The sequence below is a fragment of the Pseudomonas sp. TH43 genome, from assembly GCF_016650635.1.
In the GTDB taxonomy this organism is placed as follows: domain Bacteria; phylum Pseudomonadota; class Gammaproteobacteria; order Pseudomonadales; family Pseudomonadaceae; genus Aquipseudomonas.
This window is the reverse complement of record NZ_JAEKFI010000001.1, coordinates 1303740-1319168: the sequence shown is the minus strand read 5'-3', so window position 1 is coordinate 1319168 and position 15429 is coordinate 1303740. Positions and strand designations below refer to the sequence as shown.

12 protein-coding genes are annotated in these 15429 nt (G+C 60.4%); 2 read left to right on the top strand and 10 right to left on the bottom strand.

The window, feature by feature from the left end; translation table 11 throughout:
* Positions 1–90 precede the first annotated feature (90 nt).
* Positions 91–1065, top strand: a complete 975-nt coding sequence (hemB, locus tag JFT81_RS05905) for a porphobilinogen synthase (protein ID WP_201226485.1) — start codon at positions 91–93, stop codon at positions 1063–1065.
* Between the two features lie 99 nt (positions 1066–1164).
* Here the strand turns inward: hemB and JFT81_RS05900 are convergent, their stop codons facing one another.
* Positions 1165–2700 (bottom strand): FAD-dependent oxidoreductase, encoded by a 1536-nt coding sequence (locus tag JFT81_RS05900; protein WP_201226484.1) that lies wholly within the window; start codon positions 2698–2700, stop codon positions 1165–1167.
* Between the two features lie 150 nt (positions 2701–2850).
* Positions 2851–5055 (bottom strand): TonB-dependent siderophore receptor, encoded by a 2205-nt coding sequence (locus JFT81_RS05895; protein ID WP_201204803.1) that lies wholly within the window; start codon positions 5053–5055, stop codon positions 2851–2853.
* Between the two features lie 669 nt (positions 5056–5724).
* Here JFT81_RS05895 and JFT81_RS05890 point away from each other — a divergent pair.
* Positions 5725–6816, top strand: coding sequence for a DUF1615 domain-containing protein (locus JFT81_RS05890; protein WP_201226483.1), 1092 nt, complete (start codon positions 5725–5727; stop codon positions 6814–6816).
* 70 nt (positions 6817–6886) lie between these two features.
* On the opposite strand, the gene JFT81_RS05885 is transcribed toward JFT81_RS05890, so the two are convergent.
* The 8 genes from JFT81_RS05885 to JFT81_RS05850 all read right to left on the bottom strand — a co-directional run bounded on the left by JFT81_RS05885 (position 6887) and on the right by JFT81_RS05850 (position 15220).
* Positions 6887–7327, bottom strand: a complete 441-nt coding sequence (locus tag JFT81_RS05885; RefSeq protein ID WP_201226482.1) for a hypothetical protein — start codon at positions 7325–7327, stop codon at positions 6887–6889.
* A 225-nt stretch (positions 7328–7552) separates the two neighbouring features.
* Complete coding sequence (locus JFT81_RS05880; RefSeq protein ID WP_201226481.1) at positions 7553–8254, bottom strand: anti-sigma factor; 702 nt, start codon at positions 8252–8254, stop codon at positions 7553–7555.
* Positions 8251–8784 carry a sigma-70 family RNA polymerase sigma factor gene (locus tag JFT81_RS05875; RefSeq protein ID WP_201226480.1) on the bottom strand — a complete coding sequence of 178 codons (534 nt, stop codon included), beginning with the start codon at positions 8782–8784 and terminating at the stop codon, positions 8251–8253. Before JFT81_RS05875 ends, JFT81_RS05880 begins: the two co-directional genes overlap by 4 nt.
* Positions 8785–8939: 155 nt before the next feature.
* The gene (locus tag JFT81_RS05870) at positions 8940–9461 is read right to left on the bottom strand and encodes a DUF3455 domain-containing protein (RefSeq protein WP_201204793.1); all 522 of its coding nucleotides are present in this window, start codon (positions 9459–9461) and stop codon (positions 8940–8942) included.
* Between the two features lie 169 nt (positions 9462–9630).
* Positions 9631–11265 carry an ABC transporter ATP-binding protein gene (locus JFT81_RS05865; RefSeq protein WP_201226479.1) on the bottom strand — a complete coding sequence of 545 codons (1635 nt, stop codon included), beginning with the start codon at positions 11263–11265 and terminating at the stop codon, positions 9631–9633.
* 1 nt (position 11266) lies between these two features.
* Positions 11267–12289, bottom strand: coding sequence for an ABC transporter permease (locus JFT81_RS05860; protein ID WP_201204790.1), 1023 nt, complete (start codon positions 12287–12289; stop codon positions 11267–11269).
* Entirely contained in the window at positions 12289–13353 is a 1065-nt protein-coding gene (yejB, locus tag JFT81_RS05855; protein WP_201204788.1) for a microcin C ABC transporter permease YejB, read from the bottom strand. The genes JFT81_RS05860 and yejB overlap by 1 nt, the downstream gene beginning before the upstream one ends.
* Before the next feature lies 1 nt (position 13354).
* The gene (locus JFT81_RS05850; RefSeq protein WP_201226478.1) at positions 13355–15220 is read right to left on the bottom strand and encodes an extracellular solute-binding protein; all 1866 of its coding nucleotides are present in this window, start codon (positions 15218–15220) and stop codon (positions 13355–13357) included.
* Positions 15221–15429: the final 209 nt, after the last annotated feature.

Sequence of the window (15429 nt, the reverse complement as noted above, 5' to 3'; positions counted from 1 at the left end):
TGATCCAGGTTTGTACCTCAACCCCCGCAAGGCATAAGCTTCGCCCCCTACGACTTTCGTCTCATCTGCCGTTTTTTCAGGAAAGGCCCCATGTCCAGTCAGTTCCCCGAAGCACGTCCCCGCCGTCTGCGCCGCAATGCGAGCCTGCGCAGCCTGTTCCAGGAAACCGAATTCAGCCTGAACGATCTGGTGCTGCCGATTTTCGTCGAGGAAGAAATCGATGACTTCGTGCCGATCAAGAGCATGCCCGGCGTGATGCGTATTCCCGAGCGCAAACTGGCCGGCGAGATCGAGCGTTACGCCCGTGCCGGCATCAAGTCGGTGATGACCTTCGGCGTATCGCATCACCTGGACGGCAACGGCAGCGACACCTGGCGCGAAGACGGCCTGGTTTCGCGCATGTCGCGCATTGCCAAGGATGCTGTGCCGGAAATGATCGTGATGTCCGACACCTGCTTCTGCGAATACACCGACCACGGCCACTGTGGCGTGATGCACAACCATGAAGTCGACAACGACCAGACGCTGATCAACCTCGGCAAACAGGCCGTCGCGGCAGCCCGCGCCGGTGCTGACGTGATCGCGCCGTCGGCAGCGATGGACGGTCAGGTGCGAGCAATTCGCCAGGCGCTGGACGCCGCCGGGTTCACGCAGATTCCGATCATGGCGTATTCGACCAAGTTTGCTTCGGCGCTGTACGGCCCGTTCCGCGAAGCGGGTGGCAGCGCGCTGAAGGGCGACCGCAAAAGCTATCAGATGAACCCGATGAACCGTCGTGAAGCCCTGCGCGAATCGCTGCTCGACGAGCAGGAAGGCGCCGATGCACTGATGGTCAAACCGGCCGGCGCGTACCTGGACATCATCCGTGATATTCGCGAAGCCTCGAACCTGCCGCTGTCGGCCTATCAGGTCAGCGGCGAGTACGCGATGATCAAGTTCGGCGCGCAGGCCGGGGCGATTGATGAAGATCGTGTGGTACGCGAAAGCCTTGGCGCGATCAAGCGGGCGGGGGCGGATCTGATCTTCACCTACTTTGCGATGGACCTGGCCCTGGCCGGAATTTAACGAAGAACGCTGTAGGAGCAAGGCTTGCCCGCGAAGGCGTCGCGTCAGTCAACGACGCCTTCGCGGGCAAGCCTTGCTCCTACAAGGGGCGAGTGTGGATCAGGGGTTGTTGAAGAACGGGCGGATGCCGTGATCGCGGAAGTAGCGTTCGATCACTTTTGGGTCAGCACTGTTGTCGGCAATCGCCACGTACGTATCCGGGCGCAGCAGGTAAAAGCCGTTGCGCCCCAATCCCGCCGTTTCAAACGCCGGCCGCCAGTCGAATACGTGCAACGGCAGATGGTGTTCGTGGCACCAGGCGATCATCTCGTCGCTGGTGTCACCGTACACATGCACCTGCCAGCACGGCTGGCGCAGCGGTTCATAATTATCCCCCTCGCCATCATGCGCCCACGGCAAGCGGTCGCCGCCGTGAACATGGCCGGCCTCGCCCTGGCTGAGCGGCATGCCGCGATAGTTGAGGGTGACTTGCGATACGGTGCGAAAGAGGAATTCACGGCTCGCTTCGAATGACGCCATTTTCGGGATCAGGAACGGTGCCAGTCGTGTGCGCAGCAAGTCAGCGAGGCGGCCCTCGGCGGTGACGAAGCTGAACACCTTGTCGGTGGTCGAGACCAATCGCCGGGCGAAGGCGATGCGTTCGGTTTCGTAGCTGTCGAGCAACTTGGCCGTTGCCGCACCGCTGAGCACGGCCGCCAGCTTCCACGCCAGATTGATCGCATCGCCAATCCCGGTGTTCATGCCCTGACCACCGGCCGGGCTATGCACATGCGCCGCATCGCCCAGCAAGAATGCCCGACCGCCGCGAAAGTGCTCGGCCACGCGGTGGTGCACGCGGTAGGTGGAAAACCAGTGGACGTCTTCGATGTGCACTTTCAAGTGGTCGATGGCGCGGCTGCTGACATCGGAAAACTCCAGGGTTTCGGCACGGTCTGCGCGTTCGTCACGCACCGTGCCGATCAGCCTTGCGCGGCCTGCGCCAGCCAGCGGGAACACCGCGAGAAAATCCGCCTCGTCGAGGTCCAGATGCAATTCGCCATTGATCGCCGGGCCGCTGGCCTGCACGTCCGCGACGTAGAAAATCTGCTGATAAGTGCCGCCGGGGAAACCGGCATCGAGGGCTTTGCGCACCACCGAACGGGCGCCGTCGCAGCCCGCCAGATAGCAGGCCTGGCAGACTTCCTGCGCGCCATCGGGGCGACGTAAATGCGCGTTGAGGCCGTCGCCGGTTTCGTCGAAGCTGTCCAGCGTGGTTTCGCGTTCGACGCTGACGCCATAGTCGGCGAGGCGCTCGATCAGTAACTGTTCGTGTTGATCCTGCGGAAAAATTTCGACAAACGCGTAGGGCGTCAGGCCCTCGCCGATACGATTGAGCGGCAGTTGCGCGACCGGTTTGCCGTTGACCCAGAAATTCGCCGCCGCGACCCGGTGGCCGCTGCGCACGATGGTGTCGGACAGGTCCAGTTGCCGATACAACTCCAGCGTCCGCGCTTGCACCGCCAGCGCCCGGGAGGTGGTACCAGGTGCGGAAGTCTTGTCGATGATGCGCACGCGCACGCCGAGTTTGCTCAGCCACAGGGCTAGCACCAGGCCGGTGGGGCCGGCGCCGATGATCAGAACGTCGCTGCGGTTCATGAGTTTGTTCTCCTCACGGGGTGCAGCAAGTATGGATCAGAAGGTCGGGCTGGCCAGTTCTGCTCGCGATGAGGCCGGAAAATCCCCCGCAAAACAAAAAAAGGCCCCGCAGCCATCAAAGCCGCGGAGCCTTTTTCCTGACGGTGACGCTTAGAAGTCGATCGTCCCCGACAACTTCGCCACGCGCGGTTCGCCTTGGGTCAGGTAACCGCCCTGAGCCGATTCCCAGTACTTCTTGTTCGCCAGGTTTTCCACGCCCAGACGCACGGTCACGTCCTTCTCGGAAACCTTGAACGCATAACGCGCACCCGCATCGAAGCGATTCCAGGTCGGCAGGCTCAAATTGTTCGCCGCGTCAGCATATTGGCCGCCGGTGCGCAGCATCCGCGCATTCAGCGCTACGCCTTGCAGGCCGGGCACGTCCCAGTCGGCGCCGGCGTTGAACTGGAAGGTCGGCACACCAATCGCACGGTTGCCGTCGTTGGCGCCGTTCTGGGTATTTTTCAGTTCGGTGTCCATCAGGGTCAGGCCGCTGATCAGGCGCAGGCCGCTGATCGGCTCGCCGAACACGTTCATTTCCACGCCTTTGTTGACTTGCTCGCCTTCACGCACATAACGCGACGTGTTGGCGTCGATGATTTCCGAGTAACCGTCGCTCGGCTGTTCGATGCGATAAACACCCAAGCTTGCACCGTAGGTGCCCATGTCGACTTTCACCCCGGCTTCGGTCTGCTTCGAGCGTGCCGGTGCGTAGGCTTCGTTGCCGTTGATCACGACGCGCGAGCCGGACGTGGTCGGCGACGTCGGCCCTTGCGCCAGGCCTTCGATGTGGTTGGCGTAGAACGAAACATGCTCCCATGGCTTGAACACGATGCCGTACACCGGCGTGGTGATCGATTCGTCGTAGCTGGAAGAACGCGGGCCGCTGCCATAGCTGGCGTAGCTGTAACCTTGCACGACCAATTGCTGGCGACGCAGACCGGCGGTGATCAGCAGGCGATCATCGAAGAAACCGAGGGTGTCGGAGATCGCGAGGCTACGGTTGAAGGTCTTGCCGACGATGCCCGGATCGCTGTTGTCGCCACCGGCGAAGTTGCCGACCGGCGACGGGGTTTCCACCGGGTGGTAGATGTTGTTGGCGTATTTGGTCAGGTCGAAGTCATAGGCGCTGCGCTGTTCAGCCCAGATGCCGGTCAGGCCGAAATTCAGCTTGTGGCTGACGGCGCCGGTGTTGAACTTGCCGTTAAGGCCGGCCATGACGCTGGTGTTGTCTTCGTCATGGGGGATAAACGAGCCAGTGGTGGTCGACGCACCCGTGTTGCCGACCAGCGTGGTCGAGTTGTAGCGCCCGACTTCGCGGGTGTGCTTGGCGCCACCCGCGGCGTAGGCGGTCCAGTTGTCGTTCAGATCGTACTCGGCGCGGAGCATGCCGAAGGTGTCTTCGATGTCGGTGTAGCCCCACTTCGGCGCGTAGTTGGTGTCGGCCGACGGTGCGTCCGGAATGTGCGTGGCGGTGCCGAGGTTGACCGAGTTGCGACCACCGTTGACGCGTTCTTTCTGGTAGGCGAAGTCACCGGAAATGCGCAGGGCGTCGCCGCGATAATCGAGGCCGATGGCGAACAGTTTCGAGCGCTGGTTTTCGTGGTCGATGGCGGTGTCGCCTTCGCGCTGGGACAGGTTGACCCGCGCGCCGAAGCGGTTGTCTTCACCGAAGCGCTGACCGAGATCGAGGTGCTGACCGATGCGGCCTTCGCTGTTGATGTCGGTGGTGTAGCGGCGCAGTGGCACGTCGCCGGCGCGTTTTGGCTGCAAATTGACGCCGCCACCGATGCCGGAGCCGGTCGGGGTCACGCCGTTGACGAAGGCATTCGGGCCTTTGAACACTTCCACACGCTCCAGCGCGTCAGTGGAAATGATCTGCCGTGGCAGTACGCCGTACAGGCCGTTATAGGAAATGTCGTCGCCGTTCAGCGGCAAACCGCGAATCATAAAGACCTGCGATTGGTTGGAAAAACCCGAAGCCTGGCGTACCGACGAGTCGTTGAGCAGCACATCGGCGACGTCTTCGGCCTGTTGATCCTGAATCAGTTGCTCGGTATAGGACGCCGCGCTGAACGGCACGTCCATCATGTCTTGATTGCCCAACACGCCGAGCTGACCACCACGCGCGACCTGACCACCGGCGTAAACCGGTGGCAAGGCATTTGGCGTCGGCGCCTGGGCGTTGATGTTGACGTTGTCGAGCACCAGCTCGTTGCTATCGCCTTCGGCGGCGTAAGCGGTGACAGTCAGGGAGCACAGCAGGGCGAGAAGCGTTGGGCGAAAAGGGACGGCGAGTCGAGCAGGAGCGGGCATTTTTATACCTGGAGGCGCACGGCCAATGGGAAAAAATAAGGGCGGCGCGGGAACTCCTTGCGCAAATGCGACTCCAGGCGCAAATGATAGGCTTTCTCAGTAACGTTTTGCAATCAGTTTGTCATCAGTCGCTGAAACCTCTAAGTGAGCGGGCAAACCTGTGGTGGGGGCGTTATCTGTGGTGGGGATTTATCTGTGGTGTGGGGATTTATCTGTGGTGTGGGTATTTATGTGTTGTATGGGGATTTATCTGTGGTGTGGGGATTTATCTGTTGTATGGGGATTTATCTGTGGTGTGGGTATTTATCTGTTGTATGAGGATTTATCTGTTGTATAGGGGTTTATCTGTGGCGAGGGGATTTATCCCCGTTGGGGCGCGAAGCGGCCCCTCTTTTGACTTACAAGGGGACTGCTGCGCAGTCCAACGGGGATAAATCCCCTCGCCACAGATAAATCCCCTCTCCACAGATAAATCGCCTTTCCACAGTTGAATCCCCCCTTCACAGATAAATCTCCTTTCCACAGTTGAATCCCTTCTCCACAGTTGAATCTCCTCGACAAAGAAGGAGCGTGAACATCCAGGGAACAGGGCTGGAACCTTGCAGTCCTAGCTTGCGCCACGGCATTGAACGTATGGTGAACCGGGCACAACGGACTGGATGAAGCTTCATGCACAACTTTCGATTACCGATCACGCTCGCCGCACTGCTGGTACTCGGCGGTTGCGCCAGTCAGCGCAGCGATGAACCCGCACAGCGTGCGCCGAATGAAGTGAAGGCCGAAATCGTGCGGCTGATGCCGGCGAAAACTGCCGATCGACAAGGCTGGGCCACCGATATTTATGCAGCGTTTGCCGCGCAAGACATCAGTCCGACCACCCAAAACCTGTGCTCGGTGCTGGCGGTGGCCGAACAGGAATCGACCTTTCAAGCCGATCCGACCGTGCCGGGCCTCGGCAAAATCGCCCGTGACGAAATCGACCGTCGCGCCGCCAAAGTGCACATCCCCAGCCTGTTGGTCAGTGGCGCGCTGCAAGTTCGCTCGACCAATGGCAAAACCTACAGCGAACGCCTGAGCGCCGCGCGCAGCGAAAAGGAACTCAGCGCCATTTTCGATGATTTCATCGGCAGAGTGCCTATGGGTCGCACGCTGTTTGGCGGTTTCAACCCGGTGCACACCGGCGGGCCGATGCAAGTCAGCATCGAATTCGCCGAGCAGCACGCCAAGGGTTACCCGTACCCGGTGGACGGCACGATCCGCCACGAAGTGTTCAGCCGTCGCGGCGGCATGTATTTCGGCATCGCGCATTTGCTCGGCTACCCGGTGAGTTACCGCGAACCGCTGTATCGCTTCGCCGACTTCAATGCCGGGTGGTACGCCAGTCGTAATGCGGCATTCCAGAATGCCGTCAGCCGTGCCTCGGGCATCCCGCTGGCGCTGGATGGCGATTTGATTCGTTACGACTCGATCATGCCTGGCAGCACGGAACTGGCGGTGCGCACCCTTGGCAAGTCGTTGGGCATGCGCAATCCGACCATTCGCGATCAACTGGACAAAGGCAAAACCCTGGAATTCGAAGAGACCAAACTCTATCAACGGGTATTCGAGTTGGCGGAGAAGGCCGAAGGCAAGTCATTGCCGCGTGCGGTGTTGCCGGGGATCGTCCTGCAAAGCCCGAAAATCACCCGCAAACTGACCACGGCCTGGTTCGCCAAACGGGTGGACGAGCGTTACAAACGCTGCATGGCCAAGGCTGGCTGATTCCCGCAGACGTAAAAAACCCGGCTGCGGGAGCCGGGTTTCTCTGGGTTGTTGCATTGAAGCCATCCATTCAAACGGCGCGGCGTTCAAGCAGACGATCCGAACCACCTTCAGCAACGGTGTTGCCCTGCAGACGATCCGAGCCATCAGCCGCTACGGTGTTGCCCTGCAGACGATCCGAGCCATCAGCCGCGACGGTGTTGCCCTGCAGGCGATCCGAGCCATCAGCCGCTACGGTGTTGCCCTGCAGACGACCCGAGCCATCAGCCGCGACGGTGTTGCCTTGCAGACGATCCGAGCCATCAGCCGCGACGGTGTTGCCCTGGAGACGATCCGAGCCATCAGCCGCGACGGTGTTGCCTTGCAGACGATCGGAGCCATCAGCCGCTACGGCGTTCTGGTACAGACGATCCGAGCCGTCAGCGGCGATCATCGTGTGGGTCGGGGCAGCGGCGAAAGCGTTAACTGCGAAAACCGAGAAAGCGATGCTGAGAAGAGTTTGGCGTTTCATGATGGTGTGCTCCGGGGGTGTTGTTGGTTGGTATGGAGCCGATCTTACGCCGGGGATTTTTTATGAGAACTTCATTGCCGTGATGGTGAACATCGACGGCAATGATGGTTCCTGTAGGAGCTGCCGCAGGCTGCGATCTTTTGATGTTGGTTTTGAAAGGGCAAGATCAAAAGATCGCAGCCTGCGGCAGCTCCTACAGGGATAACATTCAGACCTGCGTCAGCCTCAAAGTACTTTTACGGCCCTGCCGATCGCCTGAATCGGTCCGGTCGGTTTGCCGATTGGCGAGCCATTGGCACCTTCAAGCGTCAACTCGAATAGCTGATTCGGTTGCAGCGGCGGCAGCTTGTCCAGCGGCACCGACAACGCCTGTCCCGGTTTGACCAACCCCAGCGACACCGGCCCTTGCCAACCGTCAGCCTTGGTCCAGAACTCCAGCGCCTTGTCCGCCGGCACCTCGACCACTCCCAGTGGAATCAACTGAATCTCCCGCGAGTTGCTGGCCTGGATCACCCAGCCCGGCGCCTTGTCCTGCGGCGCCACCAACACCACCAGATAATTCGGCTTCGGCGTGGTCTGGGTCAGCAGGATCGCGCCCAGGATCAACGTCGCGGCCAATCCGGCAGCGCTCAGGCCACGCCACAACGGCAGCAGATTCCACCATGAGGTTTTCGCTGCAATCGGCAGGCTTGGTATTTGTCGCTGGAGCGTTCGCTCAATGCGTGGCCACAAATGAGGCGACGGCTGAAGGGGTTCGACAAGGTCGGTCATGTCCAGCAACCGCCGCTCCCAGGCATCCACCGCTGCACGCAGCTCAGGATCAGTCGGCAGGCGCCGTTGAACGTCGGCGCGATCTTCGGCCGAAAGCGTGCCGAGCACATATTCGCTGGCCAGTTCATCGCGTTCTTGCGCCGATTCAGTGGTCATCCCATGCACTCCCGCAAGGCGTTGAGGCTGCGCTTGATCCAGGCTTTGACCGTGCCCAGCGGCGTGTCGAGGCGTGTGGCAATCTGCGCATGAGAATAACCGTCGACATAGGCGTGCAGGATGCAGCGCCGACGCTGCGGATCGAGTTGTTCAAGGCAGCGGTGAATACGCGCCGAATGTGCGTTGGCGTCGAAGCCATCATCCTCTGACAGCGCTGCATGTTCTTCGCTGAACGGCGTTTCCCGGCCATGGTCGCGCAGCAGATTCAACGCCAGGTGCCGGGTCACGCTGAACATCCAGCCTCGCGCCGAACCGCGTGCCGGATCAAACCCCGCCGCGCCGTTCCAGATCTTGATGAACGCCTCATGAACAATGTCCTCGGCCAGCGCCGTATCGCGCACCAGCCGCTTGGCCACGCCGAGCAGGCGCGGGCCTTCCTGCACATACAAATCGCGCAGGGCCGCACGCTCGCCGCGCGCGCAGGCAGCAAGACGGGCTTCGTAATCAAACACGGATTCGGGCAAAGACATGTCGTGCAATCTAGCTCACATTCCAGCAAACACCACCGCACCCCGTAGGAGCCGAGCTTGCTCGCGAAAGCGTATTTTCAGTAAAAAATATATGACTGACACGACGCCTTCGCGAGCAAGCTCGGCTCCTACAAGGAATTGAGTGAATCAACGCATCAGTTCACGGCCCAGAAGATGTAATCGGCCTGGTACTTCACCACTTCCTGTTTGCCCTTGTTCGCCGCTGTGCATTCGCTGCCCGGCGCTACGCCGCCCTTGAGGGCGACGCGCTGGATGTAACTCACGCCCGTCATGGCGCCTTTGCCTTCGGCCGGGTTGGCCTTGACCAACTGATAGGGCAGGTTGCCCGGGCTCGATGGCGCCACGGCCAATTGCGTGCCGGTGACTTTAGAACCGTCCTTGGCCTGCCAGGTGGCGGGTGGACCAAAGTAGGTGCCGACCTGCTTGCCGCTGCGATCATTGAGCACCGCTTTCGGGCCGACGAAGGTCCACTCGGTCTGCCCGGCGACGTTGGGCTTGTCGCGGCACTCGTAGGTGATCTCGCCAACGCCGGTGGTTTCCATCGCGATCTTGTGACCATCCGGGACTTTGATCGCGTCGGGATAACTGCTTTGAGCGAAGGTCGTCGAGGTGACAGCGAGCAAACCGGTGAGGCCAATCAGCTGGGTAATGTTCATCAGTGTGTTTCTCCGAAAAGGGTAAACCGCTGACAGCCGAAGAGGGCTGTTACAGGGACTACCCATGGCGGAGGCGTTTGGATGCAGTGCCCGAAAAATAAATTTCAAACCCCACTAACCTTCCCTGTGGGAGCGAGCCTGCTCGCGAAGGCGCCGGATCAGTCGGCACTTATGTGGCTGACACACCGTATTCGCGAGCAGGCTCGCTCCCACAGGGGTTTTTGTCAGTCTTCAGGCTGGAGGCTTTCAGAAGTTCCTGGGTGTAGGGGTGTTTGGGCGCGGCGAAAATCTCTCGTGACGAACCCTGCTCAACGACTTTGCCATCCTTGATCACCATCAAGTCATGCGCCAAGGCATGTACCACCGCCAGGTCATGGCTGATGAACAGGTACGTCAGCCCATGCTTGATCTGCAACTGCCGCAACAGCTCCACCACCTGTTTTTGCACCGTGCGATCCAGCGCCGAGGTCGGCTCATCCAGCAGAATCAGCGCCGGTTCCAACACCAGGGCGCGGGCGATGGAAATACGCTGGCGCTGACCGCCGGAAAATTCATGGGGGTAACGATGACGGCTTTTCGGATCGAGCCCGACTTCTTCCAGCACGCGAATCACTGCCGCCTCGCGCTCAGCCTCGGTGCCGATGCCATGGGTCAACAAGCCCTCGGCAATGATCTGTTGCACCGACATCCTTGGGCTGAGGCTGCCGAACGGATCCTGAAACACCACCTGAATCTGCCGCCGCAATGGCCGCATCAAACGCTGATTGAGCAGGCTCAGTTGCTTGTTGCCGAAACGAATATTGCCCTCCGATTCCACCAATCGCAGGATCGCCTGGCCCAGCGTCGATTTGCCCGAGCCGGACTCGCCAACAATGCCCAGTGTCTTGCCCCGTTGCAGGGTGAAGCTCACGCCGTCCACCGCTTTGATGTAGTCCTGCTGACGGCTGAACAACGCTTTGGGCAATGGAAACCAGACCTTCAGATCATCCACCTCCAACAGGTTGTGATCGAACTGGCTCGGCACCGGCGCACCGCTCGGTTCGGCCTCGATCAGCAAACGGCTGTAGGGATGCTGCGGCGCGCGGAACAGCGTTTCGCAATCAGCCGCTTCGACGACTTCACCGTGACGCATCACGCAGACCCGCTGCGCGATGCGCCGCACCAGATTGAGGTCATGGCTGATCAACAGCAGTGACATGCCGAGCCTCTGCTGCAGCTCGATCAACAGTTCGAGAATCTTCTGCTGCACGGTCACGTCCAGCGCGGTAGTCGGCTCATCGGCGATCAACAGTTCTGGCTCATTGGCCAACGCCATGGCGATCATCACCCTTTGTCGCTGCCCACCGGAGAGCTGATGTGGATAGGCTTTCAAGCGCTGCAAAGGCTGGCGAATGCCGACCAGCTCAAGTAACTGCAAAGTCCGTTCGCGGGCAGCGCGGCCCTTCAGGCCTTTATGAATCTCCAGCACTTCACTGACTTGCTTTTCCACCGTGTGCAGCGGATTCAGCGAAGTCATCGGCTCCTGGAAAATCATTGCAATCCGGTTGCCACGCAAACCGCGCATCTGCTGCTCGCTGGCGTGCAACAAGTCCACGCCGTTGTAGCTGATAGAGCCGCTGCTACTGACGTTCTTGCCTGGCAGCAAACGCAGGATCGAATGCGCCGTCACCGACTTGCCCGAACCCGATTCACCGACCAGCGCCAAACACTCACCCCGACGAATATCCAGGTTCAAACCGTGCACCACTTCCTGCCCGCCAAAGGCAACGCGCAGGTCACGTATCTCGATCAAATGGTCTTTCATCTCAGCTCCTCGGATCAAACGCATCTCGGCAAGCCTCACCGATGAAAACCAGCAACGACAGAATCAACGCCAAGGCAAAAAACGCCGTCAGCCCCAGCCATGGCGCTTGCAGATTGCGCTTGGCCTGGCCAATCAGTTCACCCAGCGACGCCGTGCCCGCTGGCATGCCGAAACCGAGAAAATCCAGTGCAGTCAGCGTGGCGATGGCGCCGGTCAGAATGAACGGCAGGTAGGTAAGGGTGGAGGTCATCGCATTGGGCAGGATGTGCCGACGCATCAGCTCGCTGTCGGTCAGGCCCAGCGCCCGTGCGGCTTTGACGTATTCCAGATTGCGCCCACGGAGGAATTCGGCGCGCACCACATCGACCAGTGCCAGCCACGAAAACAGCGCCATGATCCCCAGCAGCCACCAGAAACTCGGCGAGACGAAGCCGGACAAAATGATCAGCAGATACAGCACCGGCAGCCCCGACCAGATTTCCAGCACCCGTTGCCCGAGCAAGTCGACCCAACCGCCGTAATAACCCTGCAGCGCCCCGGCAACGATGCCGATCAACGCACTGATGCCGGTGAGGATCAGCGCAAACAGAATCGAAATACGCGTGCCGAAGATCACCCGCGCCAACACGTCGCGCGCCTGATCGTCGGTGCCCAGCCAATTGCTGGAGGAGGGCGGGCTCGGCGCCGGTTCACTGAGGTCGTAATTGACCGTGTCGTAGCTGAACGGGATCGGCGGAAACAGCATCCAGCCGCCCTGATCCTCGATCAACTTATGCACGTAGCTGCTGGCGTAGTCCGGCTGGAATGGCAGCTCGCCGCCGAAATCGGTTTCCAGGTAATCGCTGAGGATCGGAAAGTAAAAAGCATCGTGATAACGAATCACCAGTGGTTTGTCGTTGGCGATCAACTCGCCGCCGAGGCAAATCAGGCACAGACCGATAAACAGCCACAGTGACCAGCGACCTCGGCGATTGGCTTTGAATTGCGCGACACGGCGCCGGCCCAGAGGGGAAAGTGTGAACATCAGGCAGTCCTCGCCGAGAAGTCGATGCGCGGGTCGAGCAGGGTGTAGCAGAGGTCGCCGATCAGCTTGATCAGCAGGCCGAACAGGGTGAACAGAAACAGCGCGCCGAACACCACCGGGTAGTCGCGCGAGACCGCCGCTTCGTAACTCATGCGGCCGAGGCCATCGAGGTTGAAGATGGTTTCAATCAACAGCGAACCGGCGAAAAACACCTCGATCAGCGCCGACGGCACCCCCGCGACCACCAACAGCATGGCGTTGCGAAACACGTGGCCGTAGAGCACGCGGCGCTCGGTCAGGCCCTTGGCCCGGGCGGTGATCACGTACTGGCGGCTGATCTCGTTGAGGAAGCTGTTTTTGGTAAGGATCGTCAGCGTCGCGAAGCCGCCGATCACCAGTGCCGTCACCGGCAACACCAAGTGCCAGAGGTAGTCACCGACCTTGCCCAGCGTGCTGAGGCTGTCGAAGTTATCCGAGACCAGTCCTTGCACCGGAAACCAGTTGACGTAGCTGCCACCGGCAAATACCACGATCAACAGAATCGCAAAGAGAAACGCCGGCATCGCGTAGCCGACGATGATCGCTGTACTGCTCCAGACATCGAAAGCGCTGCCGTTTTTGATTGCTTTGCGAATGCCCAGCGGAATCGAAATCAGGTAAGTGATCAGCGTCGCCCACAAGCCCAATGACAGCGACACCGGCAGCTTCTGCACGATCAGGTCGGTGACCTTGGCGCCACGGAAGAAACTGCTGCCCAGATCCAGTTGCGCGTAATTTTTCAACATCAGCCACAGGCGTTCGTGCATCGGTTTGTCGAAGCCGTAGTGGTGTTTGATTTCCTCGATCAGTGCCGGGTCGAGACCACGGCTGCTGCGCCCGGCACCGCCAATCGCGGCAACCTCGCCACCGCCGCCCATGCTGTGGCCGCCGAAGCCTTGCAGGCGGGCGATGGCTTGCTCCACCGGGCCGCCCGGCGCGGCCTGCACAATGAGGAAATTAACCACCAGGATGCACAACAGTGTGGGGATGATCAGCAGCAAACGTCGACTCAGATAACGCAGCATGTCACTGGCCTCCCGCGAGTCGGGCGTTCATCTGTTGGCTCGTCAACGGTTTGGCCGCGACTTCCCACCAGGTTTCCAGCCCTTCGTTGTAAAGCGGTTGCTGCGCCGGCATGCCAAAACGGTTCTGATACACCGTCGGCGTGCCCTTGGAGTAGTAGTTGGGAATCATGTAGTAACCCCATTGCAGCACCCGGTCGAGGGCGCGGGCGTAATGCACCATGGCTTCGCGGGTGTTGGCCTGCACCAGCCCGTCGATCAGTTGATCGACCGCCGGATTGGCCAGCACCATCGAATTCGAACTGCCGACCTGCGTGGCACTTTGCGAGGCATACAGGCTGTACAGCTCGCGGCCGGGGGAGACGATCGGATCGCCGCTGCGCGGGAAACTGGTGACGATCATGTCGTAGTCGCGGGCGTTCAGCCGATTGACGTATTGCGCCGAATCGATGCGGCGTAAATTCAGCGTGATGCCGATCTGCGCGAGGGTGCGTTTGAACGGCAGCAGCATGCGATCGAAGCCGCCCTGACCGTCGAGGAAAGTGAACTCGAGCGGCTCGCCGGCAGCGTTGACCAGCCGATTGTTTTGCGGCGTCCAGCCGGCCTCGGCGAGCAGCTTCAGCGCTTGCAGTTGTTTGTCACGGATGTAGCCGCTGCCATCGGTTTTCGGCGCCTGATAGACCTCGGTAAATACTTCGTCGGGAACCTGCCCGCGCAGCGGTTCGAGGATCTTCATTTCTTCGGCATCAGGCAGTGCTGTGGCAGCCATTTCACTCTTCGGCCAGAAGCTGTTCTGGCGCACGTAGAAGCCGCGCATCATCTGCTTGTTAGTCCATTCGAAATCCCACAGCAGACTGATTGCCTGGCGGACGCGGCGATCCTGAAAGATCGGGTTTTGCAGGTTGAATACGAAGCCTTGCGCCGCCGTCGGTTTTTCCGGGGCGAGGATCGACTGTTGCAAGCGACCATCGCGCAAGGCCGGGCTGTTATAGCCGACCACGTAACCGGACGAAGAAAACTCGCGGTTGTAGTCGAACGCACCGGCCTGCAAGAGTTGGCGGGCGACGTCGGTGTCGCCGTAGAAATTCACCGTAAGCGTGTCGAAGTTGTACAGGCCGCGACTGACTGGCAGGTCCTTGCCCCACCAATCCGCATCACGCTGGAAGCTGATACTGCGCCCGGCGTCGACTTTGCTCACGCGGTACGGGCCGCTGCCCAGCGGTGGCTCGAAACCGCCGCCGTTGGCGAAATCGCGGGTTTGCCACCAGTGCTCCGGCACGACCCGCATCGTCGCCAGATCCAGCGCCAGTGTGCGGTTGAGGTTGTTCTTGAAGGTGAAGCGCACTTGCCGTGGGCCTTCGATGAGCACGTCCTGCACGTCGGCGTATTGCTGCCGATAACTCAGGCTGCCTTTGGTCATCAGCAAGTTGAAGGTGTAGCGCACGTCTTCGGCGGTGATCGGCGTGCCGTCGGCGAAACGTGCTTTTGGATTGAGGGTGAAACGCACCCACAGCCCTTGGGGATCGCGCTCCATCTGTTGCGCGACCAGGCCGTAGACGGTGTACGGTTCGTCCAGCGAACGAAACGCCAGCGGTGAGTACACCCAGTCGTTGACCTGCACCACGCTGATGCCTTGATCGGCATACGGCGCGATGTAGTTGTACTGGCCGATTTCCATCGACGCGCGGCTGAGCGAACCGCCCTTGGGTGCGTCGGGATTAACGAAGTCGAAATGCTCGAAACCCGCCGGGTACTTCGGCGCCTCGCCGTATACCGTCATCGCGTAGCTGCCAGCGGCCACCGCCGGTGCCACATTGCACAGCAGCGCACCGCCAAGCAGCAGGCCTGCCATGTTGCGCATGAAAGTCATGAAGTCACTCCTGAGCCCCTGAAAGATCACGGTTCAACCTGTCGGAGTGAGCCTGTGTGGCGAGGGGATTTATCCCCGTTGGGGCGCGAAGCACCGCCAAAACCTGCAACCGCGAATGACCAGACAGACCGCGATCAATGGTTACGACTGCTGCGCAGCCGGACGGGGATAAATCCCCTCGCCACAAGACTCATTCCTACAGGGATTAA

Excerpts from the sequence above, each read along its gene's own strand:
- JFT81_RS05870 (WP_201204793.1), bottom strand. The coding sequence starts at position 9,461 with ATGAACATTACCCAGCTGATTGGCCTCACCGGTTTGCTCGCTGTCACC.
- JFT81_RS05865 (WP_201226479.1), bottom strand. The coding sequence starts at position 11,265 with ATGAAAGACCATTTGATCGAGATACGTGACCTGCGCGTTGCCTTTGGC.
- JFT81_RS05890 (WP_201226483.1), top strand. The coding sequence starts at position 5,725 with ATGCACAACTTTCGATTACCGATCACGCTCGCCGCACTGCTGGTACTC.
- JFT81_RS05880 (WP_201226481.1), bottom strand. The coding sequence starts at position 8,254 with ATGACCACTGAATCGGCGCAAGAACGCGATGAACTGGCCAGCGAATAT.
- JFT81_RS05885 (WP_201226482.1), bottom strand. The coding sequence starts at position 7,327 with ATGAAACGCCAAACTCTTCTCAGCATCGCTTTCTCGGTTTTCGCAGTT.
- JFT81_RS05900 (WP_201226484.1), bottom strand. The coding sequence starts at position 2,700 with ATGAACCGCAGCGACGTTCTGATCATCGGCGCCGGCCCCACCGGCCTG.
- JFT81_RS05875 (WP_201226480.1), bottom strand. The coding sequence starts at position 8,784 with ATGTCTTTGCCCGAATCCGTGTTTGATTACGAAGCCCGTCTTGCTGCC.
- JFT81_RS05895 (WP_201204803.1), bottom strand. The coding sequence starts at position 5,055 with ATGCCCGCTCCTGCTCGACTCGCCGTCCCTTTTCGCCCAACGCTTCTC.
- yejB (WP_201204788.1), bottom strand. The coding sequence starts at position 13,353 with ATGCTGCGTTATCTGAGTCGACGTTTGCTGCTGATCATCCCCACACTG.
- JFT81_RS05850 (WP_201226478.1), bottom strand. The coding sequence starts at position 15,220 with ATGACTTTCATGCGCAACATGGCAGGCCTGCTGCTTGGCGGTGCGCTG.
- JFT81_RS05860 (WP_201204790.1), bottom strand. The coding sequence starts at position 12,289 with ATGTTCACACTTTCCCCTCTGGGCCGGCGCCGTGTCGCGCAATTCAAA.
- hemB (WP_201226485.1), top strand. The coding sequence starts at position 91 with ATGTCCAGTCAGTTCCCCGAAGCACGTCCCCGCCGTCTGCGCCGCAAT.